This is a genomic window from Rhizobium sp. 01L410, assembly GCF_056400165.1.
Genome location: NZ_JBFTST010000012.1, coordinates 24378 through 49379, shown reverse-complemented (window position 1 = coordinate 49379; position 25002 = coordinate 24378). Strand labels below are relative to the sequence as shown.

21 protein-coding genes and 1 pseudogene are annotated in these 25002 nt (G+C 61.0%); 6 read left to right on the top strand and 16 right to left on the bottom strand.

Annotated features, from left to right (window positions below; translation table 11 throughout):
- Positions 1–2 precede the first annotated feature (2 nt).
- From AC1DV9_RS23175 to AC1DV9_RS23155, 5 genes are all read right to left on the bottom strand, one after another.
- Positions 3–833, bottom strand: a complete 831-nt coding sequence (locus AC1DV9_RS23175) for a carbohydrate ABC transporter permease (protein WP_112385657.1) — start codon at positions 831–833, stop codon at positions 3–5.
- Between the two features lies 1 nt (position 834).
- On the bottom strand, positions 835–1707 hold the full coding sequence (locus tag AC1DV9_RS23170; protein WP_112385658.1) for a carbohydrate ABC transporter permease: 873 nt from the start codon (positions 1705–1707) through the stop codon (positions 835–837).
- A gap of 139 nt (positions 1708–1846) precedes the next feature.
- Positions 1847–3157: an ABC transporter substrate-binding protein gene (locus tag AC1DV9_RS23165; RefSeq protein WP_112385730.1), complete on the bottom strand. Its 1311-nt coding sequence runs from the start codon at positions 3155–3157 to the stop codon at positions 1847–1849.
- Between the two features lie 145 nt (positions 3158–3302).
- Entirely contained in the window at positions 3303–4256 is a 954-nt protein-coding gene (locus AC1DV9_RS23160; RefSeq protein WP_310296791.1) for a sugar-binding transcriptional regulator, read from the bottom strand.
- Positions 4257–4397: 141 nt separating this feature from the next.
- Positions 4398–5057, bottom strand: a complete 660-nt coding sequence (locus tag AC1DV9_RS23155; protein ID WP_112385731.1) for an exopolysaccharide biosynthesis protein — start codon at positions 5055–5057, stop codon at positions 4398–4400.
- Between the two features lie 185 nt (positions 5058–5242).
- Between AC1DV9_RS23155 and AC1DV9_RS23150 the strand changes: the two genes are divergently transcribed.
- Genes AC1DV9_RS23150 through AC1DV9_RS23140 form a run of 3 tightly spaced genes read left to right on the top strand, consistent with a single transcriptional unit; the run spans position 5243 to position 8204 of the window.
- Positions 5243–5902, top strand: a complete 660-nt coding sequence (locus AC1DV9_RS23150) for a response regulator (RefSeq protein ID WP_477950197.1) — start codon at positions 5243–5245, stop codon at positions 5900–5902.
- Positions 5899–7233, top strand: coding sequence for a sensor histidine kinase (locus tag AC1DV9_RS23145; protein ID WP_477950196.1), 1335 nt, complete (start codon positions 5899–5901; stop codon positions 7231–7233). Before AC1DV9_RS23150 ends, AC1DV9_RS23145 begins: the two co-directional genes overlap by 4 nt.
- Positions 7234–7292: 59 nt before the next feature.
- A complete protein-coding gene (locus AC1DV9_RS23140) occupies positions 7293–8204 on the top strand; it encodes an ROK family protein (protein WP_477950195.1) in 912 nt (303 codons plus the stop codon).
- 49 nt (positions 8205–8253) lie between these two features.
- On the opposite strand, the gene AC1DV9_RS23135 is transcribed toward AC1DV9_RS23140, so the two are convergent.
- The 9 genes from AC1DV9_RS23135 to AC1DV9_RS23095 form a co-directional block, all read right to left on the bottom strand.
- A complete protein-coding gene (locus AC1DV9_RS23135) occupies positions 8254–11397 on the bottom strand; it encodes an efflux RND transporter permease subunit (RefSeq protein ID WP_477950194.1) in 3144 nt (1047 codons plus the stop codon).
- A 24-nt stretch (positions 11398–11421) separates the two neighbouring features.
- Positions 11422–12558 (bottom strand): efflux RND transporter periplasmic adaptor subunit, encoded by a 1137-nt coding sequence (locus AC1DV9_RS23130; protein WP_477950193.1) that lies wholly within the window; start codon positions 12556–12558, stop codon positions 11422–11424.
- Between the two features lie 48 nt (positions 12559–12606).
- On the bottom strand, positions 12607–13212 hold the full coding sequence (locus AC1DV9_RS23125; protein ID WP_112385665.1) for a TetR/AcrR family transcriptional regulator: 606 nt from the start codon (positions 13210–13212) through the stop codon (positions 12607–12609).
- A gap of 144 nt (positions 13213–13356) precedes the next feature.
- Complete coding sequence (locus AC1DV9_RS23120) at positions 13357–13788, bottom strand: OsmC family protein (RefSeq protein ID WP_112516875.1); 432 nt, start codon at positions 13786–13788, stop codon at positions 13357–13359.
- A gap of 119 nt (positions 13789–13907) precedes the next feature.
- Positions 13908–14687, bottom strand: coding sequence for an SDR family oxidoreductase (locus AC1DV9_RS23115; protein WP_477950192.1), 780 nt, complete (start codon positions 14685–14687; stop codon positions 13908–13910).
- Between the two features lie 11 nt (positions 14688–14698).
- The gene (locus AC1DV9_RS23110) at positions 14699–15574 is read right to left on the bottom strand and encodes an aldose 1-epimerase (protein WP_477950191.1); all 876 of its coding nucleotides are present in this window, start codon (positions 15572–15574) and stop codon (positions 14699–14701) included.
- Positions 15571–16521, bottom strand: coding sequence for an L-arabinose ABC transporter permease AraH (gene araH / locus AC1DV9_RS23105; RefSeq protein ID WP_112385669.1), 951 nt, complete (start codon positions 16519–16521; stop codon positions 15571–15573). Before araH ends, AC1DV9_RS23110 begins: the two co-directional genes overlap by 4 nt.
- Before the next feature lie 15 nt (positions 16522–16536).
- Entirely contained in the window at positions 16537–18042 is a 1506-nt protein-coding gene (gene araG / locus AC1DV9_RS23100; RefSeq protein WP_477950271.1) for an L-arabinose ABC transporter ATP-binding protein AraG, read from the bottom strand.
- A 71-nt stretch (positions 18043–18113) separates the two neighbouring features.
- Complete coding sequence (locus tag AC1DV9_RS23095) at positions 18114–19097, bottom strand: arabinose ABC transporter substrate-binding protein (RefSeq protein ID WP_477950190.1); 984 nt, start codon at positions 19095–19097, stop codon at positions 18114–18116.
- Positions 19098–19308: 211 nt separating this feature from the next.
- Between AC1DV9_RS23095 and AC1DV9_RS23090 the strand changes: the two genes are divergently transcribed.
- Both AC1DV9_RS23090 and dgoD read left to right on the top strand, forming a co-directional pair.
- On the top strand, positions 19309–20064 hold the full coding sequence (locus AC1DV9_RS23090) for a FadR/GntR family transcriptional regulator (RefSeq protein ID WP_477950189.1): 756 nt from the start codon (positions 19309–19311) through the stop codon (positions 20062–20064).
- 55 nt (positions 20065–20119) lie between these two features.
- Positions 20120–21268 (top strand): galactonate dehydratase, encoded by a 1149-nt coding sequence (gene dgoD, locus AC1DV9_RS23085; RefSeq protein ID WP_477950188.1) that lies wholly within the window; start codon positions 20120–20122, stop codon positions 21266–21268.
- A gap of 78 nt (positions 21269–21346) precedes the next feature.
- On the opposite strand, the gene AC1DV9_RS23080 is transcribed toward dgoD, so the two are convergent.
- Together AC1DV9_RS23080 and AC1DV9_RS23075 are read right to left on the bottom strand one after the other, a co-directional pair.
- The gene (locus tag AC1DV9_RS23080; RefSeq protein ID WP_477950187.1) at positions 21347–22570 is read right to left on the bottom strand and encodes an adenylate/guanylate cyclase domain-containing protein; all 1224 of its coding nucleotides are present in this window, start codon (positions 22568–22570) and stop codon (positions 21347–21349) included.
- 74 nt (positions 22571–22644) lie between these two features.
- A pseudogene (locus AC1DV9_RS23075) lies at positions 22645–23665 on the bottom strand (LacI family DNA-binding transcriptional regulator).
- 96 nt (positions 23666–23761) lie between these two features.
- On the opposite strand from AC1DV9_RS23075, the gene AC1DV9_RS23070 reads away from it, so the two are divergent.
- A complete protein-coding gene (locus tag AC1DV9_RS23070) occupies positions 23762–24949 on the top strand; it encodes a phytanoyl-CoA dioxygenase family protein (RefSeq protein WP_477950186.1) in 1188 nt (395 codons plus the stop codon).
- The last annotated feature ends 53 nt before the right edge of the window (positions 24950–25002 follow it).

The following is a 25002-nucleotide window of genomic DNA, read 5'->3' as shown; positions in this document are numbered from 1 at the left end:
TCTTATTTCACCGCGCCGAAGGTCAGGCCGCGGACGAGTTGTTTCTGCGAGAACCAGCCGAGGATCAGGATCGGGGCAATCGCCATGGTCGATGCTGCCGAGAGCTTGGCGTAGAAAAGGCCCTCGGGGCTGGAATAGGACGCGATGAAGGCCGTCAGCGGCGCTGCCTTGGAGGCAGACAGGTTGAGGGTCCAGAAGGCTTCGTTCCAGGCCAGAATGATATTGAGCAGCAGCGTCGAGGCAATTCCGGGAATGGCCATCGGCGTCAGCACATAGATGATTTCCTTGGCGAGCGAGGCACCGTCCATACGGGCGGCCTCAAGAATTTCGCCAGGGATTTCCTTGAAGTAGGTGTAGAGCATCCAGACGATGATCGGCAGGTTGATGAGCGTCAGCACGATCACCAGGCCCATTCGGCTGTCAAGCAATCCGGTGTTGCGGAACATCAGATAGATCGGGATGAGCGCGCCAACCGGCGGCATCATCTTCGTCGACAGCATCCACATCAGAACGTCCTTGGTCCGCTTGGTCGGCGAAAACGCCATGGCCCAGGCGGCCGGAATGGCGATGATCAGGCCGAGCAGCGTCGAGCCGAAGGAGATGATCACCGAGTTCATGAAGTGGCCGAGATAGTTCGACCGGCTCTGCACTTCCGCATAGTTCTCCGTCGTCCAGTGGAAGAACAGGAACTGCGGCGGCGAGGCGATCGCATCGGCTTCGGACTTGAAGCTCGTCAGGAACGTCCAGAGGATCGGGAAGAAGATCAGGATCCCGAGCGTCCAGGCGATCGCGGTCATGATGACCTTGCGTTGTGTGGTGACTTTGCGGGCCATCTTACGCCTCCAGGTTCTTGCCGACGAGGCGGACAAGGAAGATCGCGACGATATTGGCGAGGATGACAGCGACGATACCGCCTGCCGAAGCACCGCCGATATCGAACTGCAGGAGCGCCTGGACATAGACCAGATAGGTCAGGTTGGTGCTCTGCGTGCCGGGGCCGCCATTGGTGGTGACCAGGATTTCGGCGAAGACCGAAAGCAGGAAGATCGTCTGGATCAGGATGACCACGGTGATGGCGCGCGCCATATGCGGCAGGACGATATAGATGAATTTCGAAACGACACCCGCACCATCCATTTCGGCGGCTTCTTGCTGTTCCTCATCGAGCGACTGCAGTGCCGTCAGCATGATCAGCGTGGCAAACGGCAGCCACTGCCAGGCGACGATCAGGATGATCGAGAAAAGCGGAGCATTGGCCAGCCAGTCGTAAGGCTGCAATCCGAGCGCCTTGGCGAGATGCGCGAAGAGCCCGTTGACCGGGTTCATGAACATGTTCTTCCAGACAAGCGCTGCCACCGTCGGCATGACGAAGAAGGGCGCGATGACCAGGATGCGAACGATGCCCTGCCCGTAGATGTCCTGGTTCAGCAGGATCGCGAAGGCGATACCGCCGACGACGGTGATCAACAGGACGCCGAGCACCAGCAGCAGCGTATTTGCCAGAGCGGAGAAGAAGGCCGGATCCGTCAGGAAGTACTGATAGTTCAGGAAGCCGACAAAGCTTTCCATGCCCGGGCTGAGCAGATTGTAGTTCAGCAGCGAGAAGTAGATCGTCATCGCCAGCGGGATGAGCGACCACAGCAGCAGAAGAATGACCGAAGGCGCCATCATCATGCGCGCGGCTGAGCGGGTGTGTAACGTTGCCATGGCAATTACCGATCATGTCTGGAGTGGCGAACGGCTGCAGGGCAGCAAAGAAAAAAAGGGGGCCGCCGATGCAGTTCGGGCAATTCGGCGGCCCAGTTGAGTGGAATGTCAAGCATTCCAACCCGTTCTCAGGAGGTTATTACTTGATGTAACCAGCCTTCGTCATTTCACGCGTGGTCAGCTGCTGTGCGCTCTGCAGAGCCTGGTCGACCGAAAGCTGGCCGGCAAGCGCTGCGGAGAACTGCTGTCCAACGGCCGTACCGATGCCCTGGAATTCCGGGATCGCCACGAACTGGACGCCGACATAGGGGACCGGTTTGACGGTCGGCTTGGTCGGGTCAGCCGAGTTGATGCTATCAAGCGTCATCTTCGCGAAAGGTGCTGCCTTCTGGTAGTCGGCATTCGCATAGAGCGAAGAACGGGTACCGGGAGGTGCATTCAGCCAGCCTTCCTTTGCAGCGACCAGCTCGGTGTAATGCTTGCTGGTAGCCCAGGCGACGAACTTTTCAGCCGCTTCGACCTTCTGCGAGCCTGCCGGGATGGCGAGGTTCCAGGCCCAGAGCCAGTTGCCGCGCTTGCCGAGCCCCTTATCCGGAGCCAGAGCGAAACCGACCTTGTCGGCAACCTGCGATTCCTTCGGGTTGCTGACGAAGGATGCTGCCACGGTGGCATCGATCCACATGCCGCACTTGCCGGTCTGGAAGAGCGCCAGGTTTTCGTTGAAGCCGTTGGAAGAAGCACCCGGAGGGCCGGCTTCCTTCATCAGGTTGACGTAGAAGTTCAGCGTGTCCTTCCACTCGGGCTGGTCGAACTGCGGCTTCCATTGCTCATCGAACCAGCGTGCGCCGAAGGAGTTCGACATGGCCGTCAGGAACGCCATGTTTTCGCCCCAGCCAGCCTTGCCGCGAAGGCAGATGCCGTAGACTTCCTTGTCCTTGTTGGTGATCTTCTTCGCAGCGTCTGCGATGAAGTCCCAGGTCGGAGCGTCGGGCATCTTGAGACCGGCAGCTTCGAACAGGTCCTTGCGGTACATGACCATCGAGCTTTCGCCGTAGAACGGCGCTGCATAGAGCTTGCCGTCTGCTGTCAGACCGCTGCGGATTGCCGGCAGCAGGTCGTCGGCATCGTAGTCGGCGCCGAGATTGTCGAGCGGCAGAAGCCAGCCCTGCTTTGCCCAGATCGGAACTTCGTAAGTGCCGATCGTCAGAACGTCATACTGACCGCCCTTGGTGGCGATGTCAGTGGTGACCTTCTGGCGGAGCACGTTCTCTTCGAGCGTGACCCATTCCAGGTCGATGTCGGGATTGGATTTTTTGAAGTCATCCGTCAGCTTCTGCATACGGATCATGTCGCCGTTGTTCACGGTCGCGATTGTGAGCGTTTCAGCCGAGGCCATGCCCGCAAACGCCAGTGCCGAGCAGGCGCCCAGCAGAAGAGTTCTCAATGTCATATCTTCCTCCCAGAAGATGAGTGTGAGCATTCGCTTTGCTCATGGGCAATTACTCACAGAAGGTTACAGAATGTCAATCCGCATTCGTTGCTGCGGTAGCGAAAGGGACACTTATGGCGTTGATTTAAAACAAAATAATTTTTGCTCAGGCTGTGAGCAAAAACTCGGCAGTTGCCTCATCGGTGATCAAAGCGTTGATCTGGCGGCCGACGATGGCGGCCCGTATCGCCTTGAATTTGCGCTTTCCCTTGGCGATTCCGATGACGGTCGACGAGTCGCGCGGCGGTATAGGCGCCGAGGCGACGCGCTCGTTGATCGGGTTGTCGAGAAGCTTGCCGTCGCCATCGAAAATCCAGCCACAGATCTCGCCGACGGCGCCATTGCGCATCAGCTCCATCATCTCGTCCTTCTCAAGGAACCCATCGACGCAGAGCGGACCATCGATGCCCAGTTCCCCGATACCGACGAAGGTGACATCCGACTGCGAGCTGATCTCCAGCGTCGAGCGCACCAGCTGCTGACTGTGCAGCATTTCACGCTCTTCCGCCGACGTGACGAGAACCGGTAGCGGCATCGGGAAATGCCGCGCCTTGACGGCATCGGCCATGCTGAAAATCACGTTGTAATAGGCGGCCGACCCATCGGGTGTGATGTTGCCGGTCAGGGAGACGATGCGGTGTTCGGGACATTCGAGCTGCGGCAGCTGATCGACGGCCGCTTTCAACGTGCGGCCGGTACCGACGGCAAGCACGATCGGTTCGGGCCGCTTCAGCCAACGCTCGATTTCCGCAGCCGCCGCCTCGGCAATGCCGATCGTCGTTGAGGAAGAGCCGGGATCGCTGGGCACGATTTCCACGTAACGCAGATCGAATTTCTTGCGCAGCTGATTGCCGAGTTCGAGACAGGCGGCGATCGGATGATCGAGCCGCACCTTGATCAGCTTCTCGGCAACGGCAAGCGAAACGAGACGCTGCGCCGACTGGCGCGAGATGCCCATCGTCGAAGCAATCTCATCCTGCGTCCGGCCCGCGACATAATAGAGCCACCCTGCTCGCGCCGCGTCATCCAGCCGTCCCGGAGTGTCGGTTCTCTTTGCCATCTAGCTTCTACCGCGCAAAATAAGCCGGCGTTCTACCGGGTGAATATGACCATGAATCTCTAATGCGCCAGATCAAAACAAAAATGGGCAAATGTCGAGTGTGTTGAAGAAATGCGTGACAGATTTCGTCTTGGCGACCTGTCAGGCAAACCAGTTGGCGATGACGAAAGCTGCCGCCTTGATGATCCCATAGACCATCCCGCCGACGACGGTCGCCGACAGTCCGGCAGCGATCACGCCGAGGATTACGAACAAGCCGTCGCGGCCGAGAATACCGAAGGAGAACAGGCAGATCGCCAGCGCCGGAAGCATATTCCCAAGCGGAATCGGCAGCGTCAGGATGATCGCCATCACCAGACAGAGGAAGCCGGCAAGATATTCTGCCGGCGGCTCGACAAGCACCGAAAGCCGCGGCTTCAGCATCCGCTCGGCGAAAGCCAGCTTCCGATGGATACGCGAAATGATCGCCTCGAAATCCTCGCGGCGCATCGACCGGTCGGCAATCACCTTCGGCAGCCATGGTCTGAGGCCGAAGGTCAACTGAGCGGCAAGAAAGAGCAGCGGCGCCCCGAGGATCGCCGAGGTGCCGGGCGGCGTCGGCACGAGGTTCGGCAGCGCGAAAACCAGCATCAGAGCGCCGATCGCCCGGTCGCCCATCGTTTCGAAAATATCCCGGATGGAGATGCGCTCGCGCGAGCGGTCACTGGCCATCTGCCTGAGAATTGCTGACAGGCGGCGCGCCCTCGGCCGTGGATTACGCGGCAGGCGCCCCCGCGCCATATCCATGCTTTCGATTGTCATAAAACCCCGGAAACTCGATTTCGTGTGCTTGATACCATCCAAATATGAACCTTCTCTGCTGAATGTGCCGCCATCATGACGGCGCCGGTTCCCGATCGCGGCCATTGCAAGGCCATTTTTCGCCGTCACGCCATGCTTGACCCCCGCCAGCGCCAGGCGCTACTCATTCTCCAGGGAGAAATTGCGTGCGAATTCTGCTGGTTGAAGACGATGGAATGATTGGCGAAGCGGTGCGCGACCATGTGGCCGCCGCTGGCCACGCCATCGACTGGATGCGCACGATCGGCGACGCGCAGGCGGCGGAAAAATCCGTCGATTACGGGCTGATCCTGCTCGACCTGCAGCTGCCGGATGGCACAGGCATAGAATTCCTGAAGGCAATGAGGGGGCGCGGCAAGACGGTACCCGTCATCATCCTGACGGCACGCGACCAGATTTCCGACCGCATCGAGGGGCTGAATGCCGGTGCCGACGATTATCTCGTCAAACCGTTCAATCTCGGTGAACTCGAAGCCCGCATCATGGCGGTGGCCCGCCGCTACGGCGCCAATCCGCACCCGATCATCAAGATCGCCGATATCGAGATCGACCGCCCCCAGCATAGGCTTGCGGTCGCTGGTGAGCCGATCGTCCTGACCAGCCGCGAATGGGCGGTGCTCGACCTCTTGGTTGCCAGGCCGGGCGCGATCGTGCCCAAGGACCGCATCGAGGAGGCACTCTACGCTTTCGGATCGGAAATCGAGAGCAACACCGTCGAAGTCTATGTCAGCCGGCTGCGCAAGAAGATCGGCAAGGACCGCATCCGCACCGCCCGCGGCATCGGCTACACGCTGGGCGAAGCATGAGACGCGAGCCAAGCATCACCCGGCCGCTGATCCTGGCGCTGACCAGTATCGTCGTGCTCTTCTGGCTGATTGCCATCGGCCTCAGCATCCGCGTCATGCAGCATGAGTTCTCGGAGATATTCGACAGCGCTCAGGAAGAAACGACGCAGCGGCTGCTGGCACTGATCGTCGACGACCTCGACCAACGCACGGTCACCGATCCCCGCAGCGTGGCGATGCTGAATACGGCCGCCAGCCGCGAATATCTGACCTATCAGCTGCGCGACAAGACCGGAAAGGTCGTGCTGCGTTCCAATGATGCGCCGGCCGAGCCGTTTGGCGCACCGCTCGTCCACGGATTTCACGACACACAAACGCACCGGATCTATACTGAGGCGACAGCCGATGGCGCCCTGTTCATGCAGGTCGCGGACCGCTTTGGAAACCGTCGCGAGGCGGTGCGCGAAAGTGCCGCCACCCTTCTCTGGCCGCTCATCGTCCTGATCCCCGCAAGCATCTTCGCCGTCTGGTTCGTGGTCGGCCGCGCGCTGAAACCGATCGAAACACTGCGCCAGGACATCGCCACCAAGGACGGTGGCAACATGGCGCCGATCGAGAGCGGCAGCTTGCCCCGCGAGATCAAACCGATCGGCCGTTCCGTCAATCTGCTGCTGGCCCGGCTGCGGTCGGCGCTGGAAGCCGAGCGCGAATTTACAGCCAATAGCGCGCACGAGCTGCGCACCCCGATCGCCGGTGCTCTGGCGCAGACGCAGCGACTTGCAGAAGAGCTTCCGCCCGGCCCGGTGCGGCAGCGGGCCAAGCAGGTTGAGACTTCATTGGTCAATCTCAGCCGGCTGGCGGAGAAGCTGCTGCAGCTCTCCCGCGCCGAAGCCGGGATCGGCAAGAGCGATGTAGCCTCCGACCTGAAGCCGGTGCTCGACATGCTGATGACCGACTATGCCCGCGACAGCCGCACCGAGGGCCGCATCGCCTATCAGGCCGGAAACGGCGCAACGCTTGTGCGCAACGCCGACGTCGATGCCTTCGGCATCGTTATCCGCAATCTGGTCGAAAACGCCCTCTCTCATGGAGACCCTGGGCAGGAGGTTTCGGTCTCACTGGATGGGGAAGGCACCATTCGCGTGGTCAACGACAGTCCGGTGATTTCTGCGGCAGACCTCGGCAATCTCAAGCGGCGCTTCCGCCGAGGTGCGACCAACGCGCCGGGATCGGGTCTCGGCCTCGCGATCGCCGATCGCATCACCGCCCAGATGGGCGGGACGCTGGAACTGCTGTCACCGGCAAGCGGCAGGCAATCCGGCTTCGAAGCGCGGGTCACGCTCCCCGCATAGGGCTTGCAAATCCACGCAAACGATGCGAGCAGACGCCGGTAATCGCGAGGCGGCAAGACATGATCATTTCCTTCGATATCGGCGGCTCAGCCATCAAGGGCGGCATTGCCCGCTCCGAAGCGGACATCACTCCCATGGGCCGCAAGCCGACCCCCAAGGACGACTTCGCTGCCTTCGTCGAAACCATTCGCAGTTTCATCACGGAAAGCGGCGAACACCCCTCGCGTGTTGCACTTTCAATCGCCGGTGTCGTCGATCCGGATACCCAGCGGCTCACCTGCGCCAACATCCCCTGCATCCACGGCCGCGATCTCGCAGCCGAACTGGAGGCAGAACTCGGCCTGCCGGTGCTGATCGCCAATGATGCAGATTGTTTCGCCATGGCAGAAGCCGAACTCGGCGCCGGACGCGGCCATCGTATCGTGCTCGGCGCCATTCTCGGCACCGGCGTCGGTGGTGGCCTTGTCTCCGACGGGCGGTTGATCAATGCCTCGGGCGGCTTTGCCGGTGAATGGGGCCACGGCCCGATCATCGCCTCCGAAGCCGGAAATCCGCCCGCCAAGATCCCGGCCTATCCCTGCGGCTGCGGCCAGAAGGGCTGTGTCGACACCGTCGGCGGCGCCCGCGGCCTCGAGCGCCTGCACAAGACGCTGCATGATCTCGATTTCTCCAGCGAGGAGATCATTGCGCAATGGCAGCAGGGTGATGAGAAGGCGACGCGAACAATCGACGTCTATACCGATCTCGTGGCCTCGCCACTCGCCCTGACCATCAACATCACAGGCGCAACGATCGTCCCTGTCGGCGGCGGCTTGTCGAATGTCGAACAGCTGCTTGCCGAACTCGACAAGGCGGTCCGCCAGCGGATCCTGCGCAAGTTCGACCGGCCGCTGGTTGTTCGCAGCGAATGCCGCGTCGAACCCGGCCTGATCGGCGCAGCCATCCTCGGCCTCAAGGCCGAGGCGGCCTGAACGCACCTGATCTGAAAGCGAAAACGGCGCGGCCGGAACCGCGCCATCTTCACTCTGCGGCCATCGCCGGCGGATGATGCTCATCCGCGTCTTCCTGGTCGGCGCTGGCCTGCCCGCCCGTCGCATCCTTCGGCTCACGGCCGAAGAACAGCGCATAGCCGGCGGGCAGAACGAAGATCGTCAGCAGGGTGGCAACCAGAATGCCGCCCATCATGGCGTAGGCAAGCGGCCCCCAGAAAACGCCGCGTGAGATCGGGATCAGCGCCAGGACAGCGGTCAGCGCCGTCAGCATGATCGGCCTGAAACGGCGGACGGCGGCACCAACGATCGCTTCCTGCCGGTGCATCCCCGCCTTGATATCCTGATCGATCTGATCGACGAGGATGATCGAGTTGCGGATGATGATACCAAGCAGCGCGATGACGCCAAGGATCGCCACGAAGCCGAACGGCGCACCGCTGATCAGCAACGCGCTAGCCGCGCCGATGATGCCGAGCGGACCGGTCGCGAAGACCAGCATCGCCTTGCCGAAATGCTGCAGCTGCGCCATCAGCAGGATCATGATGACGACGAGCATGATCGGCGCCTTGGCGGCAATCGAATCCTGGCTCTCGGCAGCATCTTCAGCACCGCCCTGGATCTGCACCTGGTAGCCGGCGGGCAAGCTGTCGCGCAGACCCTTCATGTCGGCATACATCTTCATGGCAACGTCGTTCGGTTGCACGCCGTCAGGCAGCGTGGCACGCACACTGATCGTCGGCAGGCGGTTGCGGCGCCATTCGATGCCCTGCTCCATCACTGGAACAACCTTGGCAATCTGCGACACCGGCACGAAGCCGCCGAAATCCGTCGGCACATAGACCGAGTTGACGGCCGAGAGCAGCGAGCGGCTCGTCTCCGGCTCCCGGGCGACGATCGAAACCGTCTCTTCGCCGTCACGGAAATCATCGAGCGGCGCGCCGGACATCGCTGTCTGCAGCATCTGCCGGACGCGCTGCGAGGTGACACCCAGCGAACGGGCGCGATCCTGGTCGATGATGAGCTTCATCGCCGGCACCGGTTCCAGCCAGTCGTCATGGATCGCACCGAGTTCGGGGTTTTCGGCAAACTTGGCCTTCACCTCGTCGGCAATCCGGCGCACTTCCTGGCGGTCGGGGCCCATGACGCGCATCTGCACGGGCCAACCGGTCGGCGGCCCCAAGAACAGGCGGTCGACCTTGCCGCGAATATCGGGGAAGTCTTCGGCAAGGATCGTTCTGAGCTTGAGGATCAGCCGCTCGCGCGCCGGTTCGTCATTCGCCATGATCAGGAGCTGGGCGAAGTTCGGATTGGCAAGCTGCTGGTCGAGCGGCAGGAAGAAGCGCGGCGCGCCTTCGCCGATATAGGTGGCGATGAACTTCTTGTCCGTATCCGCCATCATCTTGGCTTCGAGCGCCTTGGCCTTGGTCTCGACGTCCTTGATGCTGGTGCCTTCAGGCAGCCAGAGATCAACGAGGATTTCGGGACGCGAGGACTGCGGGAAGAAGTTCTGCGGAATGAACTGGAAACTCCAGAGACTGGTGACAAAGGCACCGACGGTGATCAGGAGCACGATGGCGCGATGGCGCACAGCCCAGCCGACGCTGTTGCGCAGGCCGCGGTAGAAGCGCGTATCGAAGACATCGTGATGCTCCCCGGTATGATGCCGTTGCTTCAGGATCATGTAGCCGAGCCATGGCGTGAAATAGACTGCCACGAACCATGAAACGATAAGCGCGATACCGACGACATAGAACAGCGAACGGACATACTCACCGGCCGTCGATGCCGCAAAACCAACGGGAATGAACCCGGCCGTGGTAATCAATGTGCCAGTCAGCATCGGGAAGGCGGTCGATGAATAGGCGAAACTTGCCGCCTCGACCTTCACCAGTCCCTCTTCGAGTTTTCGCTCCATCATCTCGACGACGATCATCGCATCATCGACGAGAAGACCGAGCGCGATGATCAATGCACCGAGCGAGATGCGCTGCAGGTCGATACCAAGCTCGTACATAATGGCGAATGTGGCCGCGAGCACCAAGGGGATCGCAATGGCGATCACCAGACCGGAGCGCCAGCCGATTGACAGGAACGAGACGATAAGCACGATGACCAGTGCTTCGCCCAGCGCATGCATGAACTCGCTGATCGCATCGGTCACGACATCGGGCTGGTTGGAGATCTGATCGACAGCCACGCCATAGGGCAGCGCTTTCTCGAAGCGCTCGTAGGTCGCTTCGACATCCTTGCCGACATCGGTGACCTTGAAGCCCTTGGCCATGACGACACCGACCTGGACGCTCTCATGACCGTTGAAGCGGTACTTGCGCTGATAGGGATCCTCAAGACCGGAATAGACGGTGGCGATATCGCCGAGGCGGGTCACCTGATTGCCGGAGCGCAGCCGCAGCTCCCGGATATCCTCGACCTTGCGGACATCGCCTTCGACCGAGATGCGCACGGACCGCAGACCGGTATCGACCGAACCTGCCGGATCGACATTGTTCTGGCCCTTAATCGCGTTCTGTAGATCGATGACGGTCAGGCCGCGCTCGGCCAGCGCCTTGGAGGAGACGTCGATATAGATCTTCTCCGGCTGATCGCCGATGATGACAGCCTTCTCGACGCCCGGCGTCGTCAGCAGCATGTCACGCGCCTGGATCGCGAATTTCTTCAGCTCCGGATAGGAATAACCGTCGCCACTGATCGAATGCAGGGTGATGAAGGTATCGCCGAACTCATCGTTGAAATAGGGGCCGAGCAGGCCCTGCGGCAGCTCGCTGGCGATATCGCCGACCTTCTTGCGGACCTGGTAGAACGCGTCGGCGACATCGGCCGAACTGGTGTCGCCCTTCACCTGAACGGTGATGATAGAGCTGCCGGCACGGGTATAGGATTTCACCCAGTCGAGATGCGGGGTTTCCTGCAGCTTGCGCTCGATCTTGTTGGTGACCTGGTCTTCCATCTCTTGAATGGAGGAGCCCGGCCAGACGGCCTGCACGACCATGACGCGGAAGGTGAAATCCGGGTCTTCCTTCTGGCCCATGCGCATCAGCCCGAGCACCCCGGTGATCAGGATGAGGCCGAAGAGGAAGCGGGCGATGCTCGGATGGCCGATTGCCCAGCGCGACAGATTGAACGGGCGCTTCTCGGTGGTGTCGTTGCTGTCCATGATCTGTGTCCCTCTCGCTACGCCTTACTCGACGGCGCTGGTCGCTTCGGTGGAAGCGGCCTGCTGATCGGGCAGCTTGACCTTGAGGTTCTCGGTCATGAACTGCGTGCCGGCAGCAACGACGATATCGCCACTCTGCAGGCCTTCGGTGACGCTGACGCCATCGCCGGTGAAATCGGCAATCTTGATCTCGCGGGCATGGACGGCCGCCGCATTGCGGTCGACGATCCAGACGATCTTCTTGCCATCCTTTTCCGCCAATGCCGTCAGCGGCACGGCGACGTTAGGATTGGTATTGGTGACATTGGCCTCGACAGTCGCGGTCATGCCGAGAAGCACGCGCGGATCATTCGGCAGGCTGACGCGGACGGAGAAAGTCCGTGACTGCGGATCAGCCGCACCCGAGACTTCGCGAACCTTGCCCTGCAGAACCAGCTTGTCATCGGACCAGAAGCTTGCCTTTACGGGTTTGCCAGGCTTGAACTCGGCAATATCGTTTTCCGGCACGGCGATCTGCACTTCCTTCTCGCCATCGACCGCCACCGCGACGACGGGCGTACCCGAAGCCACGACCTGACCGGTATCGGCATTGATCGCGGTCACGATGCCGTTCTGATCGGCCTGCAGCGCAGCGTAGCTCACCTGGTTTTTCGCCTGGTCGAGCGACGACAGAGCGGCATCGCGCGTCGATACCGCCTGATCGTAGGTCAGCGACGCTTGTTCAAGCTGTGATTTCGAGGCGACGCTCTTGTCGAAGAGCTGGATGGCACGCTTGTTGGCCAGATCGGCGGTCTGTACGCCCTTTTCAGCCGCAGCCAGATTGGCTTCAGCACTCTTCACCGCAAGCTCGTAGTCGGTCGCATCGACGCGCGCCAGAAGGTCACCCGGCTTCACGCGGTCGCCGATATTGACGGCGCGTTCGGTGATCTTGCCGGCAACGCGGAAGCCGAGATTCATCTCGGTGCGCGCCTTGACGGCGCCGGAATAATCAAGCGCCCGCGTGTCGCCAGCCTTGGCGATCTCGACGACCTTCACGGGCCGCAACACTTGCGGGGCTTCCGCTTTCTTCTCGTCGCTGCAGCCGGAAAGGCCGAGACTGAGAGCGCCAGCGAGCGCAAGACTGAAAATGGACGGCATGAGGCGGCTATTGAGCGAAATCATCTTCGCGCTCCCGATCTTTCGAATGTTATACGGCGGCCGAACCGCCTGTTATTTCAATGCTTTCAGAGAGAATTCGACGAGCTCGTCAATCGTCGCCCGATTGGTCTTGGCAAGACACTGAGCAACGATTTGCGGATGGCACAGGGTGACCGTCGCCGCACCGAAACAACGCGAAGCCGCATCCGCGTCCTGTTCGGCAAACTCACCGGCCGCAATCCCCTCGCGGATCACGTCGGCAAGCAATGCATGAATGCTGTCGATATGCTTGTCGATCACGTGCCAATCGCGCTCGATCGCGACGACCACCATTTCGTGAACCTTTTCGCGATCGAGCATGGTGTCGACCGTCATCTGATACTGGCCATGCACGAAAAGCCGCAGCCGCTCCGAAGCGCTGAGCGGCAAATGGCAGGCGTCATAGGCCTGCTTGTAGCCTGCGGCCAGCATGCGTCCGCAGATCGCCTGGTGGATTTCCACCTTGGATGCAAAGAAGCGGTAGATGTTGGCAGGCGACATTCCCAGATCGCGGGCCACGTCGGCAACGGTCGTCTTGGCATAACCGTAGTGACGGAACAGCTTTTCCGCCGAATCCAGAATGCGCGTCACATTCTCCTGACGGCTGCTTTCGATCGTGGCTTCTGCAATTTCGCCCATGCTTTGGGTGGCCTCACTTACGACTGACGAATTTTGAATTTCGTCAGTCGTAAGATATCAGCCATCACATGTCAATCAGTGAATCAAACGTAAAAATGCCGCGGCCATCGGGCGCGCGGCATTGTATGAATGTTTTCAAATGGATCAGGAAAGCGTCACATCGAGCGTGATCGGCACGGCCGACAGCGCCTTGGAAACCGGGCACCCGGCCTTGGCCTTGTTGGCAAGTTCGGTGAATTTCGCCTGATCGGCACCCGGCACCTTGCCGGACAGCGAAAGATGGATGGCGGTGATCGCAAAGCCGCCTTCGACGCTTTCCAGCGTCACCTTCGCCGTCGTCTCCATGCTCTCGGCCGTCAGCCCGGCTTCACCGAGGATCAGTGAAAGCGCCATCGTGAAGCAACCGGCATGCGCCGCGCCGATCAGCTCTTCCGGGTTCGTACCGGGAACGCCTTCGAAACGCGTTGCAAAGCCATAGGGCTGCTCCTTGAGAGCGCCGCTCTGGGTCGAAATCTTGCCCTTGCCATCCTTGAGCCCGCCGGACCATTGGGCCGATGCTGTGCGATTGATCTGCATGCCGTCCTCCGTTGCGATTGAAACCTGAAGTGGCCAATGCCGCCACCGCGGAAGGCATCACCTTCCTTCGCGCAATATAAGGCTCGATCTCGCGTTGGCGACCACCGCGCGAAAATCATTCAGGCCGGATGCTGCTGCACGCTCAAACCGCCATCAACAGTCAGGCAGGTGGCATTCATGAACGGGCATTCGTCAGAGATCATGAAGACGGCGGCCATGGCGATCTCCTCCGGCGTGGCGATCCGCCCGCCGGGATGAAGCTTCATCGTCTCGGCCTTGGCCGCCTCCGGATCGGGAAAACCGTTCCAGTAATCGATGACCTTCTGGGTCGCGACATAGCCCGGCGCCAGCGCGTTCACACGGATGTTCTTCGCCGCATATTCAAGCCCCAGCGACTTGGTCATGCCGAGTAGCGCATGCTTTGCAAGCGGATAGGGAAATGTATGCTGGATGATGGTGAAGGCATGCGTAGAGGCGATATTGAGGATTACGCCGCCACCCTGCTCGATCAATCCCGGCAGCACGGATTTCGTGCAGTTCCAGGCCCCCTTGAGGTTGATGTCGAAGCAGCGGTCCCATTCCGCATCGCTTGTCTCAAGCGGCTCGGCAAAGACATTGACGCCGGCATTATTGACCAGCGCGTTGATCGGCCCGGTTTCCGAGGCAGCCTGTGAAACGGCAACCGCGATCGCCGGAACATCGGTAATATCGGCGCGCATATACCCAACGCGGCCGCCCTTTGCACGAAGCCCGGCCGCGGCTGCGGCAAGACGCGCCTCGTCGGTATCGATGAGAAAGACGGCAGCATCCTCGCGCACGAAGGCCTCGGCAATCGCCAGACCGATGCCCTGCGCCGCACCTGTGATCAGCACGCGCTTTCCCTTGAGACGCTCCACCAAAATTTCCTCCGTCAGATTTCCAAGGCCGAAAGGCTGATCGCCATTTGCCCCGAGAGGCTCTCGCCGGGCGGCAGCAAGACGAGGCCGCCAAAATCGGGCATGTGATGGCCATTCGGCAAGTGGGTCATCGGCTCGAAGCAGAAGAAATCCGCCTCGCCGCCGGGCGTATAGATCATGTAGTTGCCGAAGACCGGATCCGCCTCGATATCAGCCACAAGCTTCAGCTCCGGCCAGACGATCCGGGCATGGCCATCCCAGCCTTCGAGGGCATTGTTCACCCACTGCGGCTGAACGGTTCGGGGCCGCGAAAAGTCGAGCAGTTCGGGCACCGCTCGCCGCTTGTCCGGCAGGTGGCCGTCCCGCTCCGTCCAGAAATGCCGCGCTGGAGCGGTCAACGACATCTGCGGCGTCAACAGGAAATAGGGATGAAAGCCGAGACCGAACGGCAGCGGCGCATCACCGCTGTTCGTCACGCCGAGCGTATTCACCAGGCAATTGCCCGAGATCGAAAAACGCTGCGATGCCTGATAGCTATACGGCGAAAGATCATCGGCAGCGTGGCGGAAGGTCATTTCCGCCTTCTGGCGGCTGTGGGAGACGATATCCCAAAGCCCGAGCCACCCATCCCCATGCAGATAGAGCGGATCGGCCGTGTTGGCGCGGAAGCAATAATCGCGGCCGCCAACGGTCATCACATTGTCGCCGACCCGGTTGCCGAAAGGCACCAGAGGGAAACTGGCAGCGCCGCCATCGGCACCGCCAGCGGCCACCATGAAGGCACGGCCGCGAAAACTGGCGCTGTGGATCGCGCCGCCAAGACGGGACAGGGAGATTTGAAGATCGCCATCGGCGATCCGGATCTCTTCCATATCCGCAGACCCGCTCACCCGCGCCGTCCGGCCGCCGACGATCTCAGATTGTCGAGCAGAACGGCAATCAGCAGGATCAGGCCGCGCACGACATACTGGTAGAAGGCCTGAATGTTCAGCAGGTTCATGACGTTTTCGGCAATCCCCATGATCAGCACGCCGACAATGACACCAGTCATCGCCGCACGCCCACCGGCTAGCGACACGCCGCCGAGGACGCAGGCGGAAATGACCGAAAGCTCAAGCCCGGTCGCCGCATTCGGCTGACCGGAGGTGATGCGCGAGGCCAGCAGAATGCCGGCGATGGCGCAGACCAGACCCTGCAGCGCAAAGATCCAGATGCGCATGTTGACGACGTTGACGCCGGCAAGACGTGAGGCTTCCGGATTGCCGCCGATGGCGAGCGTGTTCTTGCCGAAGACCGTGCGGTTCAGCACGAAGCCGAAGACGATAAACAGCGCGATCATGATCCAGATCGGCGTCGGCACCGTCAGGAAGCGCGACAGCGCCAGCTGGTAAAACGAAGGATCGTTGATGCCGACAGCACGGCCATCCGAAGCGATCAGCGCGAAGCCGCGGACGATCTGCATCGTCGCCAGCGTAGTGATCAACGCATTGATGCGGAACTTGGCGATAACCACACCGTTGATGACGCCGACGATGCTGCCGCAGATCAGCGCCGCCAGCAGGCCGAGCGGGATCGAGCCGGTGGAATTCGACACCATCACCGCGATCATACCGGAGAAGGCGACCGTCGAGCCGACCGAGAGGTCGAAGTCGCGCGACGCCAGGCAGAACATCATCGTGCAGGCAACGATGCCGATGGTGACCACCGACTGCAGCAGGCCGAGCATGTTGCGTTCCGTCAGGAAGCTCGGAACAAAGATCGAGACGATGACGAAGGCAATGGCGAAGATCACCACGAGGCCTTGTTCGCCGAGAAGGATTTTTTTCAACGAGTTCATCGTGCTGTTCCTGAATTAGATTGTGCCGGCGGCATTCTTGTCGGGCAGGGCCGCGGTCAGAATGCTGCGTTCGTCGAAATCGGCGCGCGCCACATTGGCGGCAACGCGGCCCTGGCACATGACCATGATGCGATCCGAAATACCCATCACCTCCGGCAATTCGCTGGAGATGACGACGATCGCCATGCCACCGGCCGCAAGCTCATAGAGGATTTCGTAAATCTCGGACTTGGCGCCGACATCGATACCGCGCGTCGGCTCGTCGATGACGAGGACCTTGACGCCCTGTTCCGAAAGCCAGCGGCCAAGGATCACCTTCTGCTGGTTGCCACCCGACAGATTGATGATGTCCTGCTTGCGCGACGGCGTGCGCACCCGAAGCTTGGCGATGAATTGATCGGCGACCGACGCTTCCTTCTTCGGGTTCAGCACACCGAAGGGCGAGAAGTGGCGGCGCGAGGAAATCGCGATATTTTCCTGGATCGACCGTCCTTGGATGATCCCGTCGAACTTGCGATCCTCAGGGCATAGAACCATCCCGGCATTGATTGCCGCCTTGGGATTGTTGGGCGAGACGGCAACGCCGTCGATCGTCACCGCGCCCTGATGCCGGTTATCGGCGCCATAGAGCAGCCGCGCCATTTCACTGCGCCCCGCCCCAATAAGGCCGAAAAAGCCGAGGATCTCGCCCTGACGGACAGAGAAGCTGATCGGGTTGCGCAGCTTCGAACCGGAGAGGTTCTTGACCTCCAGCCTGACGCCGCCAAGCGGGCGCTCGCGCCAGCCCCAGATATTGCTGATCTCGCGCCCAACCATCTCGGCGATGATCTGGTCGCGCGTCGTATCGGCGACTTTTGGATGGTGGGCCGCAAGCTTGCCGTCACGCAAAACGGTCAGGCTGTCGCAGAGACGGAAGATTTCGTCCAGCCGGTGCGAGACATAGAGAATGACCGTGCCTTTGGACTTCAGCTTCTCGATCAGCGAGAAGAGAATCTCGCTTTCGCGTGACGACAGCGAAGATGTCGGCTCATCGAGCGCGATTACCCGCGCATCCAGCATCACAGCCTTGGCGATCTCCACCATCTGGCGGGCACCGATCGACAGCGTCGCAACCTTTGCCGAGGGATCGACGTCGATGCCGATATCATCGAGCTTGGCGCGCACCGTCTCGATCAGCGTCTTGCTGTCGATGACCCCGGCCTTGCCCGGGAAGCGGCCGAGCCAGAGGTTTTCGGCAACGGTCAGCTCGGGAACGAGCTGAAGTTCCTGGTGAATGACGATAACGCCAGCGTTAAAGGCATCGCGGACGGAGCCGTATTTCTGCTCCTCACCATCGATGACGATCGTGCCCTCATCTGCCGACTGATCGCCCGAGAGTATCCGGATCAGTGTCGACTTGCCGGCGCCGTTCTCACCCATCAGTCCATGGACGGCGCCCTTTTCGACACCGAACGAGACATTGGAGAGCGCTTGCACGCCCGGATAGCCTTTGGAAATGGTCTTGAATTCGAGGAAAGCCATCATCGCTCCATCGAGAAAGAGCCCGGCGGCAGACATGCGCCGCCGGGATTAAAATCACCTTGGGAGGATGATTATTCGATGCCGAGGTCCTTGCGAACCTTTTCGTAATCGCCGCGCAGTGCCAGCGAACCGGAAGTCAGCGTCAGCTTGGCCGGTTCCTTGCCGTTGGCGATCCAGTCGTACATGTTCATGGCGGTTTCGTAGCCATGACGCTTCGGCGAGATGATGACGGTACCGAAGAAGCCAGTTGCGGCAGGCTTCTTGAACTCGTTGATCGCCGAGTCAGCGCCACCGATGCCAACGCCGATCACGTGGTCGGCAGCGATACCGACCGATTCCGATGCGCGGACCGCGCCGAGAACGGCTTCGTCATTGAGACCGAAAGCAACCCAGTATTTCACGTCGGCATGCTTGTTGAGAACGGTGGTCGCAGCGTTCAGAGCGGCTTCCGTATCGGTCTTGGCCTGCGGCGCATCGAAGATGTTTTCAGCCGGGAAGCCTGCGGTCTTCAGAACCGAGATCGCGCCTTCGACACGATCGACGGCGGTCGGAAGCTGGTCGTAGGAAACGCGGATCGCGCCGACATTCTTCATGTCCCAGCCGCGCTTCTTGATCTCGTCGACAATCGCCTGGCCGACGGTTTCACCGATCTTGGTGGCGGAGATACCCATATGTGGAACATCTTCCAGCGGCTTGCCATCGGCATCGACCAGGCGGTCATCGACGGTCATGACCTTGAGCTGGTTGGCGGCAGCCTTGGCGATGATGCCGGGGCCGAGCTTGACGTCAGGCGTGCAGACGATGAAGCCCTGGGCGCCCTGGGCACCGAGATTGTCTATCGCCGACTGAACCTTCTCGCCGTCTTCGGCGCCGATCTTGACGACCGTGAAGCCCTTTTCCTTGGCGGCCTGGTCGGCGAATTTCCATTCGTCCTGGAACCACGGCTCTTCCGGCTGCTTGACGATGAAGCCGATCTTGACGTCTTCGGCAAAGGCGGAGCCGGCGGCCAGAATGGCAAATGTGCCAGCCAGGATGGCTGCTTTGAACAAGCGCATGTCTCTCTCCCTAACTCTCAAAAATGAGCATCTGCCTCCCAGGCAGTGCGCTAGAATTAAGTTAAATCATCATACCAGTCAATTGCTTTTGTATGATGATTGGAATAATAAGATAATATCAAGCGTGCCGGGAGGAGCCGTCGCAAAGGAAATCGAATTCGGCTAAGACGGTTCGGTTTGCTTCGCGGGCAAGGGAAAGCGGAGAAGTCATTTGGATTCCATCGAGCAGCAGAGTGGGGATGCAAGTCCGCGCATCGGAAGCCGTCCGCGCGTCCGCAAGAACGTGACAGCCGCCATGGCCGAAGACATCTTCTCGGAGCGCTACCCTGCCGGATCGCCGCTGCCGCGCGAAAACGATCTCTGCGAGCTCTATGGCGTCAGCCGCACTGTCATCCGCGAATCCCTCAAGGTGCTGGAATCCAAGGGGCTCGTACGCGGCAAGCCGCGGATCGGCACCTCGGTTTGCGACCGTGACGACTGGAATATCATCGACGCCGAAGTACTCGAATGGATGGGACCTTATATCAAGGACTTCGATCTGCTCGGCTGCATTCTGGAGGCACGCCGCACGATCGAACCGGCTGCAGCAGAATATGCCGCCGAACGGGCAACGACCCAGGAGATCGCCGATCTCGACAGCGCCTGGCGCCAGATGCGGGATTCCGCCGGCGATCCCGAAGCCTTCACCGATGCCGACGTGACCTTCCATGCCGTGCTTCTCAAGGCGAGCCATAACCAGGTCTTCCGGCGCCTGCTCAGCGCCATCCATGCTGCGCTGAAATATGCGCTGCATGCCTCGAACATTGCCGTCGAAAGCCGCGAGGACGCCGTTGCCGTGCATGGCGAGCTTGTCGAGGCGCTGAGGCTGCGCAACCGCGCCAAGGCGCGTGAATGCGCCAATCGCATGCTGGATCTGGCCGTGCGCGATCTGGCCGCCGCCGAAAAGGCGATCGGCCGGACCAAGTAAACAGACAGGCGGCACCGCCGCAGACGCAACACGAGATGAATGAAAGCCCGACCCCATGAAGATCACCAAGCTCACGACCTACATCGTTCCGCCGCGCTGGCTGTTTCTGAAGATCGAGACGGATGAGGGCGTCGTCGGCTGGGGCGAACCGGTTGTCGAGGGACGGGCGCTGACGGTCGAGGCCGCCGTCCACGAGCTGGCCGATTATCTCGTCGGCAAGGATCCCTTCCTGATCGAGGACCACTGGACGGTCATGTATCGCGGCGGCTTCTACCGTGGCGGCGCCGTCCACATGAGCGCGATTTCCGGCATCGACCAGGCGCTATGGGACATCAAGGGCAAGGCGCTCGGCCAGCCCATCCACTCGCTCCTCGGCGGCCAGGTGCGCGACCGTATCAAAGTGTATTCCTGGATCGGCGGCGACCGCCCATCCGACGTTGCCCGCAACGCCAAGGATGTCGTCGCCCGCGGTTTCAAAGCGATCAAGCTCAACGGCTGCGAGGAAATGCAGATCGTCGACTCCAACGAGAAGATCGATCGCGCCGTCGAGACCATCGCCACTATCCGCGAAGCGATCGGCCCGCATATCGGCATCGGCGTCGATTTCCATGGCCGCGTCCACAAGCCGATGGCCAAGGTGCTCGCCAAGGAGCTCGAGCCCTATAAGCTGATGTTCATCGAGGAACCGGTGCTCTCGGAACACCGCGAAACGCTGAAGGAAATCGCCAACCATTGCTCGACGCCGATCGCGCTCGGCGAGCGGCTCTATTCGCGCTGGGACTTCAAGTCGGTTCTGGCCGACGGCTATGTCGATATCATCCAGCCGGATCTCTCGCATGCCGGCGGCATCACCGAATGCCGCAAGATCGCCTCGATGGCCGAAGCCTATGACGTGGCGCTCGCCCCGCATTGCCCGCTCGGTCCGATCGCTCTCGCCGCCTGCCTGCAGGTCGATGCCATCAGCTACAACGCCTTCATCCAGGAGCAGAGCCTCGGCATCCACTACAACAAGGGCAACGACATCCTCGATTACATCTCCAATAAGGAGGTGTTTCAGTATGCCGACGGTTTCGTCTCCATCCCGCAGGGACCGGGTCTCGGCATCGAGGTGGACGAAGCCTATGTCATCGAACGCGCCAAGGAAGGCCACCGCTGGCGCAACCCGATCTGGCGCCACGAAGATGGCAGCTTCGCCGAATGGTAAGATAGCAAGGGCCGCCAAAGCGGCCCTTCTCTTTTAGGAGCGGCGGCAGGAACCAGACAACGGCACTAAACTGTGCCCTTAGTTGCCTGCGCCCAGCCAGGCTGTCTCCAGCGTATAAAGAGCTTGCGGGCGCTTGACGCCGCGCAGCGCATAGCGCCCGATGCAGGCAAGTTCGGCGCGATCCGCGCTCGGGATCGTATCGGCGAATTCCGACGAAATGAGCACGTTGAAATCCACCGACCGACACATCGAGGCGATACGGCTGACCTCGTTGACGGCAGGGCCGATGACGGTGAAGTCGAGCCGCTCCTGGCTGCCTATATTGCCGTAGAAGACGTCGCCGATATGCAGGCCAAGATAGACATCGGTCGTTGGCCGGCTATCGATCGTGCGCGCTGCATTGAGCTTGGCGAGCTTTTCGCGAAGCAGCCGTTCGGCCTTCAGCGCTGCGCAGCAGGCTTCCGAGGGATCCTCGCCCTTGAAGATCGCCAGCACGCCATCGCCGATCAGCTTCAAAACGTTGCCGCCGGACTCGTGGATCGCCGAGATCACCACTTCGCTGTACTCGTTCAGAAACGGCAGGATCTCTTCCGGCGAGGCGTTGTCGGAAATCTTCGTATAGTTCAGCAGGTCCGAGAACCAGAGAGCCGCCGAGATTCGTTCCGATTTACCGCGGCTGATCTTTCCTTCCATGACCTGACGCGCCGCGTCTTCCCCGAGATAGACCTCTGCGATGGTGCGGGCGATGCGGCCGAGCGCGATACACTTGATCGCCAGCGCCAGTACCGGCACCAGCTTGCGCAGGATGACGAGATCGTGGTCCGAAAAGCCTTCCGGGTGACGCGTCGAGAAATGCGAGAAGAAGCAGTCCATCTCGCCGATGGTGCCTTCCTTCTCGAAGCGGTGGATCAACGCGACGTAATCGGTATGGCCGAGCTCGGCCATCTTCTCCAGCATCTGGAAATCGGCGGGATCGCCGAAGCCGATACGGCGGCGAACCTCGTTCTCGGTGCCGGCCCAGAGATAATAGAAGGCGGAGCGCTTCCAGCTTTCCAGCGCTTCCCCTTCGCCGGTCGGCCCATACTCGAATTCGGATTCGATCTCCTGCTCGCTGTCAAAGCGAAAGGCGCGTCCCTCATGAACCGGATGCAGCGTATCCATCAGCGCCATGCCGCGGTCGATCTGCAGACCCTTGTCACGGCAGGCGATGCAGAAGCCGTCGAGCAGTTCGGATTCGGTTGCGCCCTTCAGGCCCTGTTCCGTCAGCCAGGTCGCGATGGTTCCAATGTCGCTGTATTCCATGCCATCCACCTCCCTGTTTTGCCAACAACTATCCGGATTTCGTCCCATGAGAAAGAAAAACAAGAGAGTGGCAGTCAGCCACCGGATGGCATGTTGAACGGCGTGATGATCTCGACGGCCGAAAGCGGCCCGTGGCCGCTTCGCTGCGCCTTCGAGGAGCGGTCGAGGATGGCGCGAAAGGCCGAGCGTGCATCGGTGCGCAAATCGTGGTGCAAAACGAAGTTGATCTTGCCCGCTGCCAGCAGCGTGCGGTTATCGGCATCGAGATCATGCGCCACGAACACCCGCAACGGCCGCCCCAACGCCTCGAAGGCGGCAAGCACCGCCCGGTTGCCGCCGCCGATCGAGTAGACGGCATCGATCGCCCGGTTCGCTGCGAGCGCCTCGGCCGCCAGCGTCCCCGTTGCCGCATCCGTCCCATGCCCCTCGCTGATTTCGGTGATCCCGATCGACGGATAGCGCTCGCGGATGATGCGGCGAAAGCCGATCTCACGCTCTTCCTCCCCCCTGAACCGTCCGCTTGACAGCGTCACCAGCACATGACCCGGCCGCTCTCCCATCTGCGAACCGATCAGATAGGCAGCCGTCTCCCCCGCTGCCCGGTTGTCGGCGCCGGCATAGGCCGCGCGCGGCGAGTTCGGCAGATCGGTGACCAGCGTGACGACAGGAATGTTGGCCTCGTCGGCACGCCGCACGGCGGCAATGACGTCGGGCACATCGGGCGCCTTCAGCACGATGCCGTGCGTTCCGCGAAGCCGGATGCGATCGATCAGCTGCACCAGCTCGGCCGGCCTCATCACTTCGGCGAAGTGAAACCGGCAGCGAAAAACGGTCGGCAGCAGCGTCGCGACTTCCGCCTCGAACGCGGCCCGGACAGCATCGCTGAACCGCTCCGGCGTTTCCATGACGATATCGATCGACAGCTTCCGGCTGGCGGCCTCCCGCCTGCTGCTTTTCCAGTTCGGCAATCGCCGCTTTCACGCGCTGCTCGGTCTGGCGGCGCACCCCGGGCCGCTCGTTCAGCACCCGATCGACGGTCGCCGTGCTGAGCCCGGCCTGAAAGGCGATATCCTTGACGAGGAAATGGTGCGGCATCGGCGCAGTTCTGATGGTTTTTTGATGGATCGCTGATCTATATCAGCAAATGCTGCGGCGTATAGTGCCCTCCATCAGCGATTGGAGGAGCACCTGATGAAAACCGACAACCTGCAGAAACTGAGAGCCGACCGCGTCTGGCTGACCGAAGACGCTTGCGATCTCGGCGATTTTCGCGATCTGGCCGAGAAGACGACCTTGCTCGCAGACTACCCAAATGCCGATAGCGTCGAGAAGAACGTGCTGATCTACGACAGCCGTAAGGTCGTCGCAGCGATCGCCGATCCCGAGGGCCGCCGCGCTGTGCTGGCGGAAATCTGTGAAGCCTTCGGTGCAGGCCCTGGCGTCGTCGTCTTCAAGCGCGCCTACGAGGATACCTCGATCATCGACCGCGCCAGCAAGATCTTCGACGAGATCATCGAGGAACAGCACCGCACATCGACCGGCGGCGGCGACCACTTTGCCAAGCCGGGCGCAAATGATCGCATCTGGAATTCGCTGGAAAAGCACTGCCTCGCCGATCCCGAGAATTTCGCCCGCTACTACGCCAATCCGATCATTGCGATCGCCAGCGAAGCCTGGCTCGGGCCGAGCTATCAGATGACGGCACAGGTCAACCGGGTCAATCCGGGCGGCGCCGCCCAGTCCGCCCACCGCGATTATCACCTTGGCTTCCAGTCTTCCAAGGTCATTGAGCAGTTTCCCGCCCACGTCCACAAGCTCTCACCGGTGCTGACGCTGCAGGGCGCGGTCGCCCATTGCGACATGCCGCTCGAAAGCGGACCGACGCTCTTCCTGCCGCATAGCCAGACCTATGTGCCGGGCTACCTCGCGCTCAAGCGCCAGGAATTCAAGGATTACTTCGACAAGCACCATATCCAGCTGCCGCTGCAGAAGGGCGACCTGGTCTTCTTCAACCCGGCCCTTTTCCACGCCGCCGGCACCAACCGCTCCGCCGATATCAAGCGCGTCGCAAACCTCCTGCAGGTCTCCTCCGCCTTCGGCCGCGCCATGGAGACGGTCAACCGCGAACGCATGAGCGCCAAGCTGTTCCCGGCGCTGAAAAAGCTGAAAGGACAGCTTTCGGAAACCGATATCGTCAACGCCGTCGCCTCCTGCGCCGAGGGCTATTCCTTCCCGACCAACCTCGACCGCGACCCGCCGGTCGGTGGCCTGGCGCCGAAGACGCAGGCGCAGCTTATGCATGAGGCGCTGAAGGAAGGCTGGAGCGATGAAGCCTTCACCAAGGCGCTTGCAGATCAGGCGCAAAAGAAGCTGACGTAAGAACAAGGCCCCCTCATCCGCCCTTCGAGCACCTTCTCCCCGCTAGGGAGAAG